Annotated in this window: 18 protein-coding genes; 8 read left to right on the plus strand and 10 right to left on the minus strand. The window is 45.8% G+C overall.

What is annotated here, in order from left to right; all coding sequences use genetic code 11:
• Positions 1-333: 333 nt before the first annotated feature.
• Positions 334-612 (minus strand): hypothetical protein, encoded by a 279-nt coding sequence (locus GQF01_RS15350; protein ID WP_161407642.1) that lies wholly within the window; start codon positions 610-612, stop codon positions 334-336.
• 147 nt (positions 613-759) lie between these two features.
• On the minus strand, positions 760-1,980 hold the full coding sequence (locus GQF01_RS15355; RefSeq protein WP_161407643.1) for an S-layer homology domain-containing protein: 1,221 nt from the start codon (positions 1,978-1,980) through the stop codon (positions 760-762).
• Positions 1,981-2,196: 216 nt separating this feature from the next.
• Between GQF01_RS15355 and GQF01_RS15360 the strand changes: the two genes are divergently transcribed.
• The 4 genes from GQF01_RS15360 (at position 2,197) to GQF01_RS15375 (ending at position 6,757) form a co-directional block, all read left to right on the plus strand.
• The gene (locus GQF01_RS15360) at positions 2,197-3,840 is read left to right on the plus strand and encodes an FAD-dependent oxidoreductase (protein WP_161407644.1); all 1,644 of its coding nucleotides are present in this window, start codon (positions 2,197-2,199) and stop codon (positions 3,838-3,840) included.
• A gap of 154 nt (positions 3,841-3,994) precedes the next feature.
• Entirely contained in the window at positions 3,995-4,771 is a 777-nt protein-coding gene (locus tag GQF01_RS15365; RefSeq protein ID WP_161407645.1) for a DeoR/GlpR family DNA-binding transcription regulator, read from the plus strand.
• The gene (locus tag GQF01_RS15370; RefSeq protein ID WP_161407646.1) at positions 4,764-5,588 is read left to right on the plus strand and encodes an HAD family hydrolase; all 825 of its coding nucleotides are present in this window, start codon (positions 4,764-4,766) and stop codon (positions 5,586-5,588) included. Before GQF01_RS15365 ends, GQF01_RS15370 begins: the two co-directional genes overlap by 8 nt.
• Positions 5,585-6,757: an MFS transporter gene (locus GQF01_RS15375; protein ID WP_161407647.1), complete on the plus strand. Its 1,173-nt coding sequence runs from the start codon at positions 5,585-5,587 to the stop codon at positions 6,755-6,757. Before GQF01_RS15370 ends, GQF01_RS15375 begins: the two co-directional genes overlap by 4 nt.
• Positions 6,758-7,027: 270 nt before the next feature.
• On the opposite strand, the gene GQF01_RS15380 is transcribed toward GQF01_RS15375, so the two are convergent.
• The 4 genes from GQF01_RS15380 to GQF01_RS15395 all read right to left on the minus strand — a co-directional run bounded on the left by GQF01_RS15380 (position 7,028) and on the right by GQF01_RS15395 (position 10,711).
• Positions 7,028-7,573, minus strand: a complete 546-nt coding sequence (locus GQF01_RS15380) for a hypothetical protein (protein WP_161407648.1) — start codon at positions 7,571-7,573, stop codon at positions 7,028-7,030.
• Positions 7,574-7,634: 61 nt separating this feature from the next.
• Positions 7,635-9,065 (minus strand): DEAD/DEAH box helicase, encoded by a 1,431-nt coding sequence (locus tag GQF01_RS15385; protein WP_161407649.1) that lies wholly within the window; start codon positions 9,063-9,065, stop codon positions 7,635-7,637.
• Between the two features lie 145 nt (positions 9,066-9,210).
• Complete coding sequence (locus GQF01_RS15390; RefSeq protein ID WP_328803467.1) at positions 9,211-9,732, minus strand: RNA polymerase sigma factor; 522 nt, start codon at positions 9,730-9,732, stop codon at positions 9,211-9,213.
• A 169-nt stretch (positions 9,733-9,901) separates the two neighbouring features.
• Positions 9,902-10,711 (minus strand): alpha/beta hydrolase family protein, encoded by an 810-nt coding sequence (locus tag GQF01_RS15395; protein WP_161407650.1) that lies wholly within the window; start codon positions 10,709-10,711, stop codon positions 9,902-9,904.
• 81 nt (positions 10,712-10,792) lie between these two features.
• Between GQF01_RS15395 and GQF01_RS15400 the strand changes: the two genes are divergently transcribed.
• The gene (locus GQF01_RS15400) at positions 10,793-11,050 is read left to right on the plus strand and encodes a DUF2573 family protein (RefSeq protein ID WP_161407651.1); all 258 of its coding nucleotides are present in this window, start codon (positions 10,793-10,795) and stop codon (positions 11,048-11,050) included.
• Positions 11,051-11,102: 52 nt separating this feature from the next.
• Here GQF01_RS15400 and GQF01_RS15405 read toward each other — a convergent pair whose 3' ends face one another.
• Positions 11,103-11,885, minus strand: a complete 783-nt coding sequence (locus GQF01_RS15405) for an SDR family NAD(P)-dependent oxidoreductase (RefSeq protein ID WP_161407652.1) — start codon at positions 11,883-11,885, stop codon at positions 11,103-11,105.
• Between the two features lie 104 nt (positions 11,886-11,989).
• Complete coding sequence (locus GQF01_RS15410; protein WP_161407653.1) at positions 11,990-12,448, minus strand: chemotaxis protein CheX; 459 nt, start codon at positions 12,446-12,448, stop codon at positions 11,990-11,992.
• Between the two features lie 286 nt (positions 12,449-12,734).
• Between GQF01_RS15410 and GQF01_RS15415 the strand changes: the two genes are divergently transcribed.
• Positions 12,735-14,429, plus strand: a complete 1,695-nt coding sequence (locus GQF01_RS15415; RefSeq protein ID WP_161407654.1) for a PAS domain-containing sensor histidine kinase — start codon at positions 12,735-12,737, stop codon at positions 14,427-14,429.
• The gene (locus tag GQF01_RS15420) at positions 14,426-15,220 is read left to right on the plus strand and encodes a TIGR01457 family HAD-type hydrolase (RefSeq protein ID WP_161407655.1); all 795 of its coding nucleotides are present in this window, start codon (positions 14,426-14,428) and stop codon (positions 15,218-15,220) included. The genes GQF01_RS15415 and GQF01_RS15420 overlap by 4 nt, the downstream gene beginning before the upstream one ends.
• A gap of 404 nt (positions 15,221-15,624) precedes the next feature.
• On the opposite strand, the gene GQF01_RS15425 is transcribed toward GQF01_RS15420, so the two are convergent.
• Positions 15,625-16,203, minus strand: coding sequence for a PadR family transcriptional regulator (locus tag GQF01_RS15425; protein ID WP_161407656.1), 579 nt, complete (start codon positions 16,201-16,203; stop codon positions 15,625-15,627).
• A gap of 13 nt (positions 16,204-16,216) precedes the next feature.
• On the minus strand, positions 16,217-17,743 hold the full coding sequence (locus GQF01_RS15430) for an MDR family MFS transporter (RefSeq protein WP_161407657.1): 1,527 nt from the start codon (positions 17,741-17,743) through the stop codon (positions 16,217-16,219).
• A gap of 224 nt (positions 17,744-17,967) precedes the next feature.
• Between GQF01_RS15430 and GQF01_RS15435 the strand changes: the two genes are divergently transcribed.
• Entirely contained in the window at positions 17,968-18,870 is a 903-nt protein-coding gene (locus GQF01_RS15435) for a LysR family transcriptional regulator (protein ID WP_145657963.1), read from the plus strand.
• Positions 18,871-18,890: the final 20 nt, after the last annotated feature.

Raw genomic sequence — 18,890 nt, forward strand, 5'->3', positions numbered from 1 at the left:
ATGTATTAGGCACGCCGCCAGCGTTCGTCCTGAGCCAGGATCAAACTCTCCATTGTAGAAAAGCTTAATTGTACTCATTGACTTGCTAGCGAGATTATTCATCTCTTTATAGTCGATTACTCGACTGTGTTTACTCACTCGTTGTTCAGTTTTCAAAGATCAATTTCTCTCTCATTCCGTCCCACTCTCGCGGCCGGAATTACAATATAGCATATTCAACCAGTCAGATGCAAGCTTTATTTTTACATGATTCGATAAAATTTTCAGCTCGTTTTGGCCGGAAAAACAATATACCATGGTGATCGTAATAATGCAACTCTATTCTACACTTTTTTAGGAATGGCCATGATTCAGCATATTTTCTACTAATTCCTGTTCGAAACGCTCTTTGAGAGCATCATTACTGGGTGCAATGGATAAACCAATTTCTTTAAACTCTCGGACCATATTCTGAATGCCTTCCAAGTTGCCGCTCTGCGCTAAATGATCTGTTTGTTCAATAACATGATAAGCGATGGCTTGGTACGCATCAGTGAAGCTCTGTTCCACATTGGCTGCAACTCTATAGTCAGCGTAATACCTTTTGAATGTCTCCATCAGTGTTTCGTTCATAATCATGCCACTCCTTTCAAGATAAAGAATAGTTTCCCACAAGAAAAGAAGTTTATACGGCACAAAAGCACAACAGCTCCCCGCTGTTAGAAGCAAGGAGCTGTCGTGTATATTCAACCTTTTTATATCTCTCTAATAACTCTCTATTTATTTCACATCAATAGTAGAAACAATTTGGTTTTGACCTTTAAGTTCTACAAGACGGCCTTGTGTAAATGAACCAACGTTACCAGTCAAAGTGACATTAGCTGCAACGTTATAAACCGTAGTTTGGTTAACACCATTGATGTTTTGAGTAATGGAAATCGTAGTAATTCTACCTTGTGAATCAACGGTTGTTCCGTTTAATGTACCAATAACGGACAAGTTTTGGTTAGCTTGCGCCAATTTAGTAACCTCGATGAAGACAACTTGATTATTGAAAGAACGAACTTTCACTTCATCGCCTACTTGAAGCGCAGAAGAAGCTACTTTCACACCATTACGCAAAATGAAAGCATCTGGGTGAAGAACATAGTTAGTTGTAACTCCTGCTTTCGTTACTGGAAGCACATTGTTATATACAACTGCGTTCACTGTTCCAGTAGAAGAGTTTTGGTCATCAGGCATTTGCTCGCCTGTACGATCCAATAGAGCTGCCAATTGTGCACGAGTCACGTTTTGACCTGGTCTGAATGTGTTATCTTCAAAGCCATCAACAAGACCTTTTTCGATTGCTACAGCAACATATCCAACGGATCCAGCAGGGATTTGTTTAGCATCTTTAAAAGTAAGTTGTGTGTTCATTTTCGCTTTAGCTTCGGACTCTAGTTTCAGAGCTTTCACTAGCAGCGTAGTTGCCCATAGGCGATCTGCTTCTTTAGAAGGTTCAACGGAGCTATCGTTTTCTGTGAATAGATCGTTTTCAAGTGCTACGGCCACGTATCCTACTGCCCATGCAGGGATTTTGTCCGCATCTTTGAAGTTTAGTTTGGTAGCCATTTCTGTGGCAGATTCGGCTTGCTCACGCAATCCCATCAATCTCACCGCTGCTGTAATCGCTTCAATACGGGAAACGGATTTATCTGGTTTGAACGTACCATCTTCGTATCCTTCAAAAACTTGTTTGGATGCCAAGCTAGCTATGTAACGCATCGCCCATTGAGCGCCTTTGAGATCATCAAAGTTAATGCGAATTTGAATGTTGCCTTTTACTCCATTTTTACCAATATTATAAGAGCTGTTATAGCTATTGTTATTATTGTTGTTGTTTCCTTTACCACGATCATCATGGTCATTTCCTTTGGCAAACGCTGCAGAAGCGCCTCCCATTACCATTGTTAGTACAAGTCCTGTTGCTACAGCTTTCTTCATTAGGTTCTTTTTCATTTCAAGTTCCCTCTCCCTTATTCATATGATTGGTATAAATAATGTGGAGCCTTCGCGAAGGGTTCCTGGTTATGATACAAGGATTCGCCCTTGAGGAAATGTTTTGGGGGGTGGAGCTGTAAAACTTTAAAACTAGCACATTGTCGAGTCTATTAAATCCCCCCTGAAACTGCTAAACTAAACGATATAAAACACTACCGCTAAAGGAGTGCACGCATGCGTTTACGTAATCCCAGAGTTCAACTCGTTATTGCTCTAGCCGTTGTTCTAATTGCATTGTCAGTCTATTCCTATAGCAAAATCGGGCTTAAACAAGCAAGTGTTGAACCAGCTGTTGTAACAGCGCCAACTAACACGCATCAAGATCCTCCCCCTGTTAGTGAAGCACCTGCGACGCCGGCAGCAGAAATTAAAAATACGTTACCATCAGAGCAGTATGACGTTGTTGTGATTGGCAGCGAGCTGGAAGGTCTTTACCTAGCAAGGGCAGCAGCAGACGAGGGTTTGAAGGTTAAAGTATTGGATCCTCATAAAGCTTTTGGGGGCCAAATCCTTCAGAGTCAAATGTTGTTTTTGGATGAAACACGCGACGATCAAGGTCATTTATTAGTGCAGGGCCGGGCTAAAGAATTATTCGACGGCTTCCGAAATGCTAAAATCCGTAAGCTTTCCGAGTTTTCAACCTATATGGATAAACTGGCTAAAGATATCCCTATCGAATCCGGCGTTGTTTTAAGTGAAATTGAGCAAATCAACACGCCAGACAGCATGCACAAAGTTGCTTCTATCGTTTACACGACGGACAAGAATGAAAAAAAGAAGATCACCGCCAGCTACTGGGTCGAAAATAGTGATTACGCCGCACTCATCTCACGGCTAGATGCCAAGAGATTGCCAGGACTTGAGAAGTTTTACGGGCAAAAGGATATCGAATACATGAGCGCCGGTATGATGATGAAGTTCAAGCATGTCGATTGGAAGAAGTTCAGTACAACTTTCAACGCACTAAAACCTGAAGAGAAATCTAAACAATTTGGCGGCGGTTCAGTCAACGACAGCTATGCAATCGGGCTAAGCGGTATGACAAAAGCCTATCATCCTTCCAATGACCGCGTATTTCTAAGAGGTTTGAATGCTGTAAATCAAAGAGACGGGGAAGTTTTGATCAACGCCCTTCTTGTGTATACCGTTGACCCATCCAAACCGGAATCCATCCAAGAGGCTGTTACGCTGGGCAACAAAGAGACGGCATCCATCCTGGGACATTTCCGCAAAACCTTACCGGGCTGGGAGCATGCTGAACTTGGGGAATTACCAACCTACCCTTATGTAAGGGAATATAATCACTACGAGATGGATTATGTCTTAAAACCTTCTGACCTGCTTTCTGGCACCATGTTCTGGGATAATGTCAGCATCGGCGGCTATCCACTAGATCTACAGGGCACTAGCGCCAACAAGTGGGGCATTGAGATGGGACGTCCAGATAAATACGGCATGCCGCTGCGCAGCTTTTTATTGAAAAATTACGACAATGTCATTGCCGCTGGGAAAAATGTTGGCTCCTCAGCAATTGCATACGGCAGCACAAGAATTCAACCAAATACAAGTCTGGCTGCAGAATCCATCGGAATTATTTTGGGTCAATTGCATGGCAAACAAAAGTTAAGAGAGATCATGCCCGAAGAAATGACCAAGTTGCAGCAGTACATAGCTGCTCACTATCAAATCAAGCTAACTGGGATAACGGGCACCAACAAAATCAGCGGTTGGAACGAAGATGAGATTAGAAAGCTTGATACAGGGGAAATTACTTATCCTAGCTACGTGAAAACACGCAAAAAAACAGCTGTGAAATAACCAAACCCGTGCATTCGTTCTTCGAGCGACTGTACGGGTTTTTTTTACGAAAATTTAATCTAAAAAGTAGTTGAAAAAACGAATCTGCCGCCATATAATAAGCAATATACTTAAGTTCACTTACAAACACTTATACGAGAGGAGTGAAAAAGCTTTGTTTCAAGAAGAAAGACTTATCTCCATCATCGAATACTTAAAATCAAATAAGCGCATTACGGTTGATTTAATCTGTGAGCTGTATGATGTTTCACGAGATACCGCTAGGCGTGACATGGTAAAGCTTGAAGAACAAGGCCGTATTGTGCGAACACGCGGCGGCGCCATCCTTCCCACACTGTACAAGGAAGTCGGCAATTATGAACAACGGCTCCAAGCAGAATCATCCTCCAAGCTAACCATTGGCAAAACAGCTGCCGGGCTCATTCAGGACGGCGACTATATCATGATGGATGCCTCCACAACAGTTCTACACGCTGCAACCGCCCTATCCTCCAAACATAATGTTGTGGTTACAAGCTCTATAGAAATTGCTGCTATTTTAACCCGTAAAGACGAAACAACGATCCATATTCTTGGCGGCGTGTTGGATAGTAAACACCATAGCGTATACGGCGCGAAAGCCATCGAGATGTTAAATGATTACCACGTCGATAAGCTCCTGATCGGGACCTGCGGAATTACAGAGGAAGGGCTGTCAGCCCCTAATGAAGAGGACAGTTATTTAGTTCGAGCGATGATCCAGCATGCTGACCAAGTCATCGTTTTGGCGGATCACTCTAAGTTCGGCAAGCGGCTATTCCATCGTGTGGTCGGTTTTGAAAGCATCGATATCCTCGTCACTGACCAAGCTTTAAGCCCGGAAATGAAGGAGAAATTACTGGCAAGTGAAGTTGAAATCGTATTGGCAGAAGGAGATGACTTAGATGATTAAGCTTATCGTAAGTGATTTGGATGGCACTTTGCTCGATCACAGCAAGAAAGTTAGCCCACGAGAACAGGCTGCTTTGAAAAAGGTAAAAGAAGCCGACATTCTGCTCTGCCTTGCATCAGGAAGAATGAATGTGGAGATGCAACAAGTTCTAGAGGAAATCGGTCATCGAGCATACTCCGTATCGCAAAACGGCGCATTCATCCATTTGGAGGATGGCTCCTTCCTAAAATCCCAGCTTTTTGAACCTGAATTAGCTTATCAAGCGTATCAATTGCTGCAAGATTTTGACGTCGTAAAGATTGTTTGTTCAGGTGAAGCCAATTACATTACACATTTGACCCCCGCTTCTGACGATGTTCAGTCCCGGACATTCCGTCCTTTTATTCTCAAAGAGGACATTCAGCAGTCGTTGAAAGCGGATCTTCCTATTTGTAAAATTTCTACATTCGGGGATATTCATATTCTGCTTACACTTAAGGCATTAATGGAGGAAAAACTGGGCGATCAAGTCGAACTGTTCATCTCCGACAAAGATTGCTTGGACATTATGCCGCGGCAAGTTTCTAAAGGCAACTCACTTCTTGCCCTCATAGCGCAATTGGGTCTAAAACCTGAGGAAATTGCCTGTATCGGTGACTCCTTCAATGATGTATCCATGTTCGGAATCACGCCGCATAGTTATGCAATGAAAGGCGCTCATCCAGAGGTCAAACAACAAGCAAACTATCATGTTGAGTCTGTTGCTGAAGCCGTTGAGCATGTATTTGCGTATAACGAAAAATATATGAGCGAACAAAAAGGAAGCACCATTCTATGAGAAGATTGTTGATTATGGGGTGCCTGTCCTATTTATTAACAGGCTGCACCCATGTTATTTTTGGGGCTGTATTACCCGAATTACTTGCCCATTATGGACGCAGCTACAGTGATGGCGGAATGCTGGTGTTCCTTGAATTCGGCGGATTCTTACTTGGCGTGCTCAGCATGCCCGCGTTCAGTCGCCGCTTTAGCCGGCGAAGCACCATCACCATGGCTTTCGGATTGCTTTTCTTGGCCATGATTACAATTGTCATGCTGCCTCCTTGGATTCTAGCCGTCAGCCTCACATTCATAGCCGGTATGGCTTTCGGACTCGTAGAAGCGAGCATTTCAACCTTCGTGTTAATGGCTGCCAAAGATAAACAAGCCTCAGCCTTCAGCACACTTGAAGTTTTCTTCGGACTTGGCGCATTGTTTATGCCGATTATTTCCAGTATTCTGATCGTCAATGGGTTATGGAAATATGGATTTATGCTGCTCGGATTAAGCGCCCTTGTAACTGGCCTCATCTGGTCGAAGCTTTCCTTAGGTGAGCATGACGAATTGTTAGCCCATAAAGCCGACAGAACGCAGCAGGAGATTAAGCCTCCAGCTCTGACAAGGAGTTCCTTAACCTTCCTTATCCTGTTCATGCTTGTTTTCTTCCTCTATGTAGGGATGGAAAATACAATCGTTAATTTCCTGCCTTCAATTTTTATCGATCAAATGCATACCACTAGCTCTGTATCCACTTTGGCGGTAACAGCGTATTGGATCGCCATGGTGGCAGGACGTCTATTTGCCGGCGTGCTTGCTGAAAAAATGACTTATTTCCGCTATTTGGCCGTCGCTTTTGGCGGCAGTTTGATAACCGTCTTTTTGTGGTTGTTCAGCACCCAGTTATGGAGCAGCTTCGCAATTGTTCTGCTGCTTGGCCTCTTCATGTCAGGGATGTTCGCTGTCGCTCTTATTTATGCCAATCAATTACTCCCAGGTCGCACGGAGCAAACAACAAGCACGCTTATCGCAGCGGGTGGTTTGGGTGGATCCGTCTTACCGCTCGGTGTAGGTTGGGGGATGGATAAGTTTCAAGTTGGCTTTTCGATTTGGTTTGTGCTCGCTGGCATGTGTGTGGTTTTCGGAGTTGTACTCTATTCCCGCAGGTGGAAGCTTCAGGCATCGACTTAAAAAGGGAAACTTGATTCTATCCTCACTGAGTGGATTGCTTATATGGGACGCCGATTTCTCCTGCTATTTTCCTTTAATTATGCCGATTTTGCCCAACTAACTGGAATTTCAGTGGCGCCTTAGTAAATCATCCTCGCAGAATCGGGTAACTGTGCTGAAAGTTGGCTGTACAGTGAATCGTACAACGAGATACAAAAATGAGCCTCTAGAATCACTTCTAGGGCTCATTTCCTTTTTAGAGAGATATTAAAACACTCCAATATTCTACTATTATCGCAGTGCCTTCAACTGAATGAGGACGGCTTTCTCTTCGAACCGTACATCCTTCACGCCTACAAGAAGCGGTAAGTGATCCTCAATCGAGAGCTCGATCGGAGCCAACTGAAGCCATTCTTTTGGGACTTGTATGCCTCTGACCCTCGTATTTTGATGCTGAATGACCACATTCGGCGGATCCCATGCTAGGCTAAAAAACAGCTGGGCACCGACTGGCACCTTGTCCTGCCACCTAATATTGACATCAGCCACGAGGTTACTTCCCTGTAATGTAAGCTTTGCCCCTTCGATTCGAACACCGTTAGGCAGATTTGGATGAGCGGATAGCTGCTTTTTCACAAGATTATTCAAATCTTGCTCTGTAATCTGAACCTCAAGCTTCCGTGTCTTAACAATGTCCGCGATTTTACTGGCAATTGAAATTTCTTGATAATTCAGGTCTAGAACCTCGGTAGGTTGGATGTGCCGGATGAACATCACCATGGCGGCCGCAAGGATAACGATAAGCACGATGAGAGAAATAAAACTTTTTTTCAGCACGTCTCAACACCTCGCAGAAGATAGATTCAGCAAGCCGTACAGTTGCAGCTGCAAATTACGGCTACTCTTTGTTCTGCTGCTTTTCTTTCAGCCAGCGAGGAGCGCCCTTGCTCTTGCGATCTCGCTCGCGTTGGGCTTTACTCACGGCCTTGCCCCCGGCGGCCGTGTGCTTCGGCGCTGCCGGCTTCGCCGGGCCAGCGCTGGATTCGCGCGCGTCCGTCGCCGGCGCGCTAGTGCGAACCGCGCCCGCAGGCGCGGCAGCATAGTGCGAGCCGGCGGAGCCGCTGCGCACAGGTGCTGCGTCCCGCGGGCGAGCAGCTTCACGGCGGCTGCGCATGGTAGCCGCACTGCGATCTTGGGCCGGATCGACGAGTCGGCCCTCGTACATCGCCTTCGGCTCGATCGTGATACCGAGCTGCTTCTCGAATTTTTCGAGAATGAACTGCTCCTTCGGTGTCACGATAGAAATGGTCGTGCCCTCGCGGCCCATCCGACCTGTCCTACCTACGCGGTGGAGATAGTACTCCGCGTTAGTGGCAGGATCCAAGTGGAACACATGCGTTACGCCTTCGATATCAAGCCCTCTCGCTGCCACATCGGTTGCGAGCAGCAGTTGGAATTTCCCTTCCCGGAAACTCCCCATGACTTTAGCCCTATCTTGTTTACTAGCTTCTCCGTACAAAGCCTCAATGGATAATCCCACATACTGCAGCTTAGCTACGACTTGAGCGATATCATCTGTGACATTGATAAATACAATTGCAGACTTCGGTTTAATTAAACGCACCAGTCTCCGAAGCGTATCCACCTTTTCGCGCTCTTGGCAAAGTACATACATGTGCTCCAGCGTTTCTGCCGTGCGCTGGCTCGCGTTGATTTTGATAATGACAGGCTCCTTCAACCATCTACCAGCCGCTTGTTCCGTGCTTTGTGGAATTGTCGCAGATACGAACACCTTCTGACTGGACTTCAGCATTCCTTTTAGAACAGACTCCACATCTTGCATAGAACCAAGTTCGAAGACTTGATCCACTTCATCAATGACTCCGACTTTCACATGATGCAAAGTCAGTTTCTTAATTTTCATAAGCTCAAGCAAGCGCCCTGGGGTTCCTACAACAATATGAGGGTGCAGTCGAAGCTTCTCGACTTGTCTGACCACAGCCGCTCCGCCAATCAAAGACTGCGAACGGATAGGGCCGTCAGCCGTTAATTTTTCAATTTCCTGCATAATTTGCATACCCAGTTCCCTGGTTGGAACAACAACTAGAACCTGCAGCTGTTTCTGCGTTGGATCAATTTGTTCTAGTGCCGGCAGCAAATACGCTAACGTTTTGCCCGTACCTGTCTGCGACTGAATAATGGCATCACTGCCTTGTTTCAAGACGGGAATGGCTTCGGCCTGAATCGGCGTTGGCTCACCAATACCTAATTCTTTCAATTTATCTAAATATGTTTGTGCGATTTGCAGCTGTTCAAAGCTTGTACTCAATGGACGTAAACCCCTTTTCTCATTCTACCTAATGATCTTATTATATGCCACGCAGTATATCGATACAAATCAGTACTTTGAAAAAGCTACCAATAGACTGCCTATTCTCCTCTATATAAGCAGAAATAAGAGTCCGCATGGACTCTTATTTCCCCGTTCCCCATTCTTCTAACAACTTCTGCTTGATGACATCTCTCGCCCGGAACAACCGCTGCCGAACAACACCCTCCGTAACCCCTAATTCAATCGCCATATCCTTGTAAGATAAGTTATGTATCCATTTCATTGCAATTATTTGACGGTAAGCTGGCGTGAGTTGATTAATATAAGATATGATGGCTTCCCGCATGAGCTTCAGCTCAACTTCTTGATCCAGGGAACCCAAATAATCCGAGGTGGGTGCTGTTTCCTTGATGCAGAGCATCAGTTCCGTTTCAAGTTCATCTCTGTTGCGCTTGTGCTTGCGAAGGTGATTCAGCGTTACATTTCGGGTCAGCTTTTTGACCCAGCTTTCATATTTATCAATATCCTGAAGCAGCGGCGCTTTCCGCACAGCCCGAAGAAAAGACTCTTGAATAATATCCTCCACGGCCGCATGATCCCTAAGGATAAAATAAATCATCGGATAGACGAGGAGATAGAACTCATGATATATCTGTTCCTGCACGCTCTTCTCTAAAGTGTAAAAATCACTGCTAAATAACAGTCTGAGCGACTTCGAAATAAACGCCCCCTAGCCAACCAGGTAAAAACATATCTGTTTCATACCCTTATTTTAGGGCAAAGCTAGGGAGTAAACAACAATAAAAACAAAGTAATATGGTAATAAAACCCACTTAGTGCTTATGTTGGTTTTTTTCGCGCAGCCAGGCAAAAACGTCATCAAGTGCCTTCTCATCTTCCTTACGAGGAAAGCGGTGCTCTAATCCTGTAAACAGCGCCATTGTGTAAGATTTACCTGCTTGTTCCAAAGCAGCAGCCAATTTCTTGGCGTGACTGATATCTACTTGCGAATCCAGAGTCCCATGGATGATATAGATGGGTGTGTCGATTTCGTGAACCCAATGCGCCGGCGAGCGATCCACGTAAGCTTCAATTTCTTTCTTCGGGTGTCCGACAACACGCTTTAGCATCCGCCGCAGGTCAACGCGCTGTTCATACGTGTCGAGCATGTCGCTCACACCGCTCCAAACAACAACTGGTCCTACCCCACTGCACTCTCTTGCTGCGCGCATCACCATTACGGCTCCGCGTGAAAACCCGATTAAAGATACAGGTCCTGGCTGCACTTCCTCTAAAGACTGAACCATAGGAATCGCGTGAAATAAATCATACCTGTCTTCCCCGCCGAAATCCTCTCGCCCTTCACCGCCTTCATTCCCTCTATAATAAGGAGCAAAGACGACATAACCACGCTTGGCCATTGATATAATTCGCCTTTTCCGAACCATACCGACGCGCTTAATGCCACCCCGACAATAAATCACAGCAGGCTGAGGACTTGTCCCTTCCGGAACGGCTAGCAGCCCCTTCACCTTCAACCCCTGACTTACATAAGTGAGAATAAATAAGGAAATATGCTTAACAAAGCACCGAATTTGCTCTCTGTCTATTAATTGACCATCCTGTAATTGTGCTATGGACATGGGTCCCCCTATTTTGACAGCTGTCAGATCATCAGATAAACTAGAAGTGTCTTACTATTTTCCATCCGAAGGGATGAAACTATGAATACAGATTTTGAGAAAGAATTCAACGCTCTTGTGTTAAAAACCGCAGAACTCATTACGGGAGATACGTCACCTGAAATGCTTGAGAAAATAAAAGTATGGGCATTTTTCAATCATGTTCATAAATCGCTCCCGGCACTTACTTCTCATTGGAATCAAACGCATCCCGAAAGCAAAGCAGAAGTGCGTCGTATTTTCGAAGAGATTCGTGATTTAAATCAAGCTCTGCAAGCCAAAAAGCCTGACACGAAGTAACTTCGCTCACGACGAAAAAAGCGGATTCCCAGTCCATTGACCGGGGTCCGCTTTATTTTTTATTTAAAATCCCCGATGCTAACCGATCGAACAGCCGCGGAAATAAGTGAAACAGCTTAATGCCAACGCCTGCTACAAAAGGGAGGTTCTTCTCTGGTATTTTTTTCTCTATGGCATGGATCAGCTCTTTCACAACTTTCTCCGGTTTGAGCATAAACCAAGCGACATTCTTAACATAGTTCCCGCTCGGATCTGCTTTATCGAAGAATGGCGTGGAAATTGGTCCAGGATTAATCGCCGTAACCGAAATCCCCGTTCGCATCAGCTCCTGACGCAAGCTGTTCGTGAAACCGAGCACAGCATGTTTCGTTGCCGAATAACCCGTAGATTTGGCTGAACCGATCTTCCCTGCCATCGAGGCAATGTTCACGATATGACCGTTTCCCGCCTTCAACATATGAGGCAATACAGCCTGCGTACAGCGGACAACCCCCATGTAGTTCACGTTCATCATATCTTCAAAATGTTCCAGCGGCGCCCCTGCAAACGACTCAAATATCCCGTATCCTGCATTGTTGATTAAAATGTCAATACGACCGAATTTCGCTATAATCTGGCTTACTACGTCATTTACTTGCTGCGTGTTCGTAACATCAAGTGGGTAGACAGCATGCTGGCCTTGAATGCCTGCCGCAATCGACTCAAGCTTGTCTGTGCTGCGAGCTGTCAAAATGGGAATCGCCCCCATCGCCGCAAACTGTTGTGCCATAACAGCGCCGATGCCGCTTGACGCTCCTGTAATCAAGACGATTTTGTTCGAAATGTTCAACGTCATTTCTCCCCATTCCCGTAAGTAAGTTACAAAAAAAAGAGAACCGCTTATCGCAGTACTCCATTTCTTCTTTCTTATGTATACAACATTATAATCCAATATTCATATTACGTAATTAACACTTGAATGTCCAGTTCCCCAATGCTTTCCATAATCAAAGGAATGGTTAGCGCCCTCTTCGGTACAAAACCAGCAGCTGTCGCTGATTGAACAAGCTTCGGAGGCGTGATATCTACCCTTACTCCTTGATTGAACAACATGGTGCTTGCATTCCCGCTAATCATATTACCAAGCTCAGAGATAGCGCTCTTGCCCATTTCGTCCATTTCCGTAATTACAAACCCGCCCATCATCGCGGATACCATCTTCAAAGCGACGTCCTCAGCCAAGCCGAATACAATATCGCCTTCCATTTGTCCGGTCATCCCGATCTGGATCCAAATATACTTTTCCACAAATTTGACGTCTTTGACGCCGAGCTGCCCTGTAGTTGGACGAATGTTAGCAACCTGCTCGATGACAATTCTAGCCGACTCCAAAAAAGGATTAATGTACTCCGCCTTCATAGCTCCGCTCCGATCTCATTTGTGAATAAGTTCCACGAAAAACGACCTTTTTCAACATTATACCTAAAATACTAGGACAAGTATACTGTATTTTTTCATAAAATAGTTCCTTATACTCACATACAGACACTCTTCCTGCCTTCATACTAAAATTGTCGAAACTGCATGTAAAGATCTTAATCAGCAGGAAACAGAGCAGGTTATCTGGAAGAATATATAAATATGTGTCGAATCCTGTTCTGATTACAGGGTGTTCGTCCTTTTAAAGGAGAGCTGGAAGACAACCATGATGAAACAGAAAACGACAATTAAACATTGCACGTTATATCAACTTACACTTGTCTATCATATTATCGCTCTGCTGCTAATCGGTGCGGACTTCTTTCTTATTCATCAGCTTCCCTATGTCAGCGAACACCATTCCATCCGGCTAACAATCGATATCGTCATTCTTGGCACGATCGTCGGACTCGCTTGGTACGTACTCAGAAGAGTCAAAAAAGGAGAAACGGCTATTCTGGAAACGGCAGAGCGGTACCAATCTCTATACGACAACCATCCGGACTCGATTATTTCTTTCAGCCTAGACGGTGAAGTGCTTTCTGCCAACCACGGGCTTGAAAGCCTGCTCGGTCTTGGACGCGAGAACTCCACCACTTCATTTATTCCAATGATCAGCCCGCCTGATTTGCTCAAAGCTTTGCACCACTTCCAAGTGGCGTCCGCTGGGATGCCGCAAAATTTCGAAGCTGCTTTTATTCATCAAAGCGGAATACCGATCTCTTCTAATGTAACGTTCGTCCCGACGAAAATCGATGATCAGGTCGTAGGCATTTACGCCATTCTCAAGGACCTTACAGAGGTTAAAGAACAGAAGAAAGTCATCGACAAACTCTATAAGCAAAATCAGCTCATCCTCAACTCTGTTTCAGAAGGCATTTATGGGATTGATATGAGCGGCCGTACGATCTTCTGGAATCAAGCTGCTGAAACAATCACTGGCTGGAAAGTGGATGAAATGCTCGGCAGGCAAATACATAATCTCATTCGGCCTGAGAAGAGCGATGGCACTCCTTTTTCACGCGAAGAAAGTCCCATTCTGAACACGATTCTGAATCGGGATGCCCCCATTATGAAAGAGGACTTGTTCTGGAGAAAGGATGGCACAGCTTTCCCTGTCGAGTTCATGTCGAGCCCCATCCTAGAGGAGAAAGGGCACATCCTAGGTACGGTTATTACATTTAAAGATATTACCGCATTAAAAAAGACCCAGGAGCTACTTATCAAGTCGGATAAACTTTCCGCTGTAGGACAACTAGCCGCTGGAGTGGCGCACGAAATCCGCAATCCATTGACAGCCTTGAAGGGATTCCTTCAATTATTAATGAAAACGAAAAGTGTCAAAGAACAATACTACATAGAAATTATGCAAAAAGAGCTGCAGCGCATTGAGTTTATCGTCAATGAGTTCCTGTTCGTCTCGAAGCCTCAAGCTACCAATTTTGATATTCGAACTGTAGACTCTATTGTGATGAGTACGATCGAGCTTCTCCAGCCTCAAGCGTTGCTCGATAACATTCAAATCGAAGCCGATATTGAGCCGGGTCTGCCCCCTGTCACATGTGACGAACGGCAAATTAAACAGGTTTTCATTAATATCTTGAAAAATGCGCTGGAGTCCATGGAAGAGGGTGGATTAATGCGTATCGAGGTCGCAGCTGACCCTGTTAAGCGAAACATTACCATCCGTTTCATTGATCAAGGGTGCGGTATTGCACCAGAACGGCTGCCTAAGCTGGGAGAACCTTTCTATAGTACCAAGGAAAAAGGCACTGGGCTTGGCCTTATGGTCTGTTACCGTATTATTGAGGCGCATGGCGGTATGATGGAAATTCAAAGTAAGCTGGAAGAAGGAACGACGGTTGAAATTATACTTCCCTCCACACAAGTCAAAATCACCGAAGGAGTTACTGCAACATGAACGGTTTTCTCATAGATCTGGATGGTACGCTATATCGGGGCCATGAACCGATTCCATATGCAGCTGCTTTCATTCAGTGGCTGCAGCAGCACGAATTGCCTTATTTATTGGTGACGAACAATTCGTCCCGTACACCTGAGCAGGTTGCCGAGCATCTCTTAGAGCTCGGCATTGAAGTGCCGGCGACGGCGGTCTATACCTCCTCGCAGGCCGCCGCCAAGTACTTGACCGAGCAGCGCGTGGGCAACCGCGTGCATATGGTCGGCGAAGCCGGACTGCGGATCGCCCTTGAGGCATCCGGCTTCGCTGTTGAAGGGACGACGCCTCCAGATTACGTCGTCCAAGGCATTGATCGCAGCTTCACCTATGCGAAGCTGACCGAAGCGGTCCGCCACCTGAAGGCTGGCGCGACCTATGTGTTAACCAATCCCGACCGCATGCTGCCGTCGGATGGAGGGCTTCTGCCAGGGGCTGGCTCCCTGGCTGCTTCGATCACCGCCGCCTCCGGCGTGGAGCCGGTGGTGATCGGGAAGCCTTCGCCGATCATCATGGCTTACGCCATAGAGCGGCTTGGTCTACCTGCCGCCGATGTCTGGGTCATCGGCGATAACGTGCATACCGACATCCGCGGAGGCGTGGTGTCGGGGTGTCGCACGGCGCTCGTGCTGACCGGCGTCGCAACGGCGGATAACGTGCACGAGCAGCTGGCGTCGGCGGGCGTGACGCCGGAGCTGGTCTGCGATGATTTGGCACATTTCATCGCGCAGTTTACTGAGCTTGGCGGGTTGTAAGCCGCTATGATTGAAAGCTCATCTTTCCCACCATCCACTCACGCTACTCACCATCCATCCAACTTTCATCTACCTGCCTCTAACAAATTTCAATAACCCTAGCGGGAATGCCGCTAGGGTTTTATTTTTGGGAACTACAGGCCTCTATTTGCATGAAAACCGGCTATTTCCTCTAGGTAGCGGAACTACAGGGCTTTATTCGGCTTCCATACCCGATTTTCAGGTGATTCCCGCAAAATAACGGACTGTAGTTCCCCTTGCATGTGGAATATGTGCCTTTCCTGCGAAATAGCGTACCATAGTTCCCTTTGCAGCCGTGCAGGAATGCTGGAAACAAAAAAAACCGCCGACCCACACTGCGTGTGGGTTGGTGGTTTCAAGTTTGCGGTTTCTTCCTCACACAATCAATCTAAATGCTCCCAGTCCACATCAGGAGGAGAGCCCTTCTCCTGCAAGCGGCCCTCTCGGGCATCCTTTTGCAGCTGCTCCAGCCATTTCAATTCACTGAATGAACGTTTATATGTGCCAACCAACATCTGTAAAACAACTCGAGGAACTACGTTGAGATGCTCTTCATACAGGCTTTTCATTTTGTTCATGATCATTTTCTGGGCCAATATTTTATTCTCTAAAGTATCGGCTATTTTGGACTGATCACCATGTACGGAAAATGGCAGAGCGACGTAGAGCGGGTGATAGTGCTTGATTTCTTCATGAAACTGCTCGATCAGCAGTTCTTGGAATTTAAGCTTCCCAGCCTCCGTAATTTGAAAGACAGTTTTCTCCGGACGGTTCGTATCACGCACGACTTCAAGTGCTTCCACGTGACCGTCTTTGCGCAGTTGATCCATGGCATAATAAAGCGAGCCGTCTTGCAGCTTCATATAATTATGCATGCCTCTTTCTTTCATTGTTTGCCGAATCTCATAAGTATGCCGATTAGCTTCCATCAACAAACCGAGTATGACGAGCTTCATCGACATAGCGGTTATCCTCCTAGTGTCCTACAGGTGCACTCCCTTTGACAGGAGCTTTCCCTACTTCTAGCTTCGCATTGCCCATAAGCAAGATGAACGCGAGTCCAATGACGGCTAAAACAATCGTTGTTTGAAAAACAACAGCAATCGAATCAGCAAGTGCAGTCAGCAGCTTATGCAGCACATCAACAGGAATATTCGCACGAACCTGAGGCTGCAGCAAGATGCGCGCATCATGAAACTTTTCAGCCATCGCCGGATCTTGTAGGGATTCTGTAATGTTATCTCTAAGTGAGTTTACCTGAATACTACCGAATACCGCAACTCCGATAGCCGAACCTACGGAACGGAAGAAGCCAACAAGCGAAGTTACCGTACCTCTGCGTCGGAAGTCTACTTTATGCAAAGCGGACATAGAAGTAATCGGGAAGCAAGCTCCGATACCAAGTCCCATAAGAATCATAAAAGTCGTGATGACCCAGCGCTTGGAATCGATGGAAATACCACCCATGAGCGATGTAGCCACAATCAATAGTGCTGCGGACACCAACATGACATTGCGGTAAGAGAATTTACCGATGAAACGTCCGCCTAACGCAGAGCTGACTACAACACCCAGCATCATCGGCGTGAGCGTAGAACCCGCACTTGTAGCAGAGCCTTCAAATACACCTTGAATAAATAAAGGAATGTAAGTACCTGCTGAAATCAGAACAGCACCGTAAGCGAAACTGACACCCATGCTTGCCGTGAAAAGGCGATTCTTGAACAAGTCGAGTGGAACGATCGGTTCAGCTGCGTATTTTTCAACCGTCAGGAAGACGGCTAAGAGAACAGCAAATCCTGCGAAAAGACTAATAATTTGCCAGGAAGCCCATGCATATTCTTTGCCACCTAGCTCAAGCGCAAACATCAGGGACACAATCGCTGCTGTCAGTAAAATTGTTCCGCTCCAGTCGATTTTGGCCTTACTGTGTTCCACAGAATCATGATAGGAAAAAATAATGAGTAATAACGCGACTACCCCAAGCGGCAGATTAATGAAGAAAATCCATTCCCACGTTACATGATCCGTGAAATAAGCGCCAATGATTGGACCGAGTACGCTCGATAGGCCAAATACGGCTCCGAAAAGCCCTTGCATTTTACCCCGCTTCTCAGGAGGAAAGATGTCAAAAATAATGGCAAATGTAATGGGCATCAAGGCACCGCCCCCGATACCTTGGATCGCGCGATACACGATCAGCTGAGTCATCGATGTGGCTGTTCCGCATAGGGCAGATCCGATCATGAAGACGATGATCCCTATGATGAAAAATAACTTACGACCGTACATATCCGAGAGCTTACCGAAAATAGGCATGGCTGCGACGTTAGCAATCAAATAGGCTGAGAAAACCCAGACGAACTGGTTGAATCCCCCTAGTTTGGACACAATGGTTGGCATCGCTGTAGAGACGATCGTCTGATCCAGTGAAGCCAGCAACAGTCCTAACATCAACCCGACAACTGTCCAGGTGGGGTTAGACTTACGTGTTAACGACATGAAATGAATCTCCTTTTATCATTCAATTTAATATATAATAATTATTATAATCAAATTTGAGTATATGGCAATAAAATTCGACAGGTTGTTGTCCGTGTTTTCCGGGAAACATTGCCGACCCCCTCCTTCCTATCATATAATAAGGTTAGAAAAGGTTTTTATGCCCTTTACAATTTCGATAAATTTTATTTGTAAATACAATTTGAATAGCAGGAGGTAATCCTATGAATATGAACCAGTTGGAAACGTTGCTCACGATTTCCAAGACGATGAGCTTCCGTAAAGCTGGCGAAATTCTCAACTTGACCCAACCTGCCGTTTCCGCGCAAATTAAGAGCCTAGAAGACGAATTCGGCACGATTCTCATCGATCGCAACCAGCCTGTCACGTTAACAGACAGCGGTAAGCTATTCCTGGAGCATGCTGAGAAAATGCTGCGGATCGCCAGTGACCTCAAGCAGCGCTTGTCAGATTTACACCAAACACCTCAAGGCCATATCCACATCGGCACGACGACCTCAATTGCCATGCAAATTTTACCGCGGGTGCTTTCTTATTTCCAAGACCAATTCCCTTTGATCAAAACGACTATTCACTCCATGACATCTTCGCAAATTATGACCTCTGTTGAGAATAGTCAAATCGATATCGGGATTACGTATTTATTTGAGAAAAATCAAGCCTTAGAAACTTCCGTGCTGTATTACGACAATTTCGAGCTCGTTGTATCGACGCAGCACCCGCTCAGCCGATTCGCCCACTTGTCCATTGAAAAGCTGCGCAATATTTCATTCATTATGCTCTCTCCAGAAACCGCTGGGAGACGATTCGTCGATCAAGTTTTCAAAAACTATGATGTCTCGCCGCATATTGTCATGGAGCTATCCAGCAGTGAAGAAGTGAAGCGCATGGTCGAGTTGAATCTTGGCGTCGCCATTATTTCCAAGCTGTCTGTAGCGGATGAGCTGCGGCACGGCACTTTGAAAATAGTGAAAGTAAATGAGTTGGATATTACCCATCCTGTAGGTGTAGTATATAAGTCGGGACGTTACTTAAATTCTGCTATGCAGCAGTTCCTTCGAGATTTAAAAGGTATGCCGGAAACCCAATTTCTCGGCTCAGAATAAACTAACAGGCTTAGGAGGTA

Source organism: Paenibacillus silvestris, assembly GCF_009882985.1.
Taxonomy (GTDB): Bacteria; Bacillota; Bacilli; order Paenibacillales; family NBRC-103111; genus Paenibacillus_E; species Paenibacillus_E silvestris.

What these genes read in the sequence shown, in the direction of transcription:
- GQF01_RS15350 (WP_161407642.1), bottom strand. Translation starts at nt 612, where the DNA reads ATGAACGAAACACTGATGGAGACATTCAAAAGGTATTACGCTGACTAT.
- GQF01_RS15355 (WP_161407643.1), bottom strand. Translation starts at nt 1,980, where the DNA reads ATGAAAAAGAACCTAATGAAGAAAGCTGTAGCAACAGGACTTGTACTA.
- GQF01_RS15360 (WP_161407644.1), top strand. Translation starts at nt 2,197, where the DNA reads ATGCGTTTACGTAATCCCAGAGTTCAACTCGTTATTGCTCTAGCCGTT.
- GQF01_RS15370 (WP_161407646.1), top strand. Translation starts at nt 4,764, where the DNA reads ATGATTAAGCTTATCGTAAGTGATTTGGATGGCACTTTGCTCGATCAC.
- GQF01_RS15375 (WP_161407647.1), top strand. Translation starts at nt 5,585, where the DNA reads ATGAGAAGATTGTTGATTATGGGGTGCCTGTCCTATTTATTAACAGGC.
- GQF01_RS15395 (WP_161407650.1), bottom strand. Translation starts at nt 10,711, where the DNA reads ATGTCCATAGCACAATTACAGGATGGTCAATTAATAGACAGAGAGCAA.
- GQF01_RS15400 (WP_161407651.1), top strand. Translation starts at nt 10,793, where the DNA reads ATGAATACAGATTTTGAGAAAGAATTCAACGCTCTTGTGTTAAAAACC.
- GQF01_RS15405 (WP_161407652.1), bottom strand. Translation starts at nt 11,885, where the DNA reads ATGACGTTGAACATTTCGAACAAAATCGTCTTGATTACAGGAGCGTCA.
- GQF01_RS15410 (WP_161407653.1), bottom strand. Translation starts at nt 12,448, where the DNA reads ATGAAGGCGGAGTACATTAATCCTTTTTTGGAGTCGGCTAGAATTGTC.
- GQF01_RS15415 (WP_161407654.1), top strand. Translation starts at nt 12,735, where the DNA reads ATGATGAAACAGAAAACGACAATTAAACATTGCACGTTATATCAACTT.
- GQF01_RS15420 (WP_161407655.1), top strand. Translation starts at nt 14,426, where the DNA reads ATGAACGGTTTTCTCATAGATCTGGATGGTACGCTATATCGGGGCCAT.
- GQF01_RS15425 (WP_161407656.1), bottom strand. Translation starts at nt 16,203, where the DNA reads ATGTCGATGAAGCTCGTCATACTCGGTTTGTTGATGGAAGCTAATCGG.
- GQF01_RS15430 (WP_161407657.1), bottom strand. Translation starts at nt 17,743, where the DNA reads ATGTCGTTAACACGTAAGTCTAACCCCACCTGGACAGTTGTCGGGTTG.
- GQF01_RS15435 (WP_145657963.1), top strand. Translation starts at nt 17,968, where the DNA reads ATGAATATGAACCAGTTGGAAACGTTGCTCACGATTTCCAAGACGATG.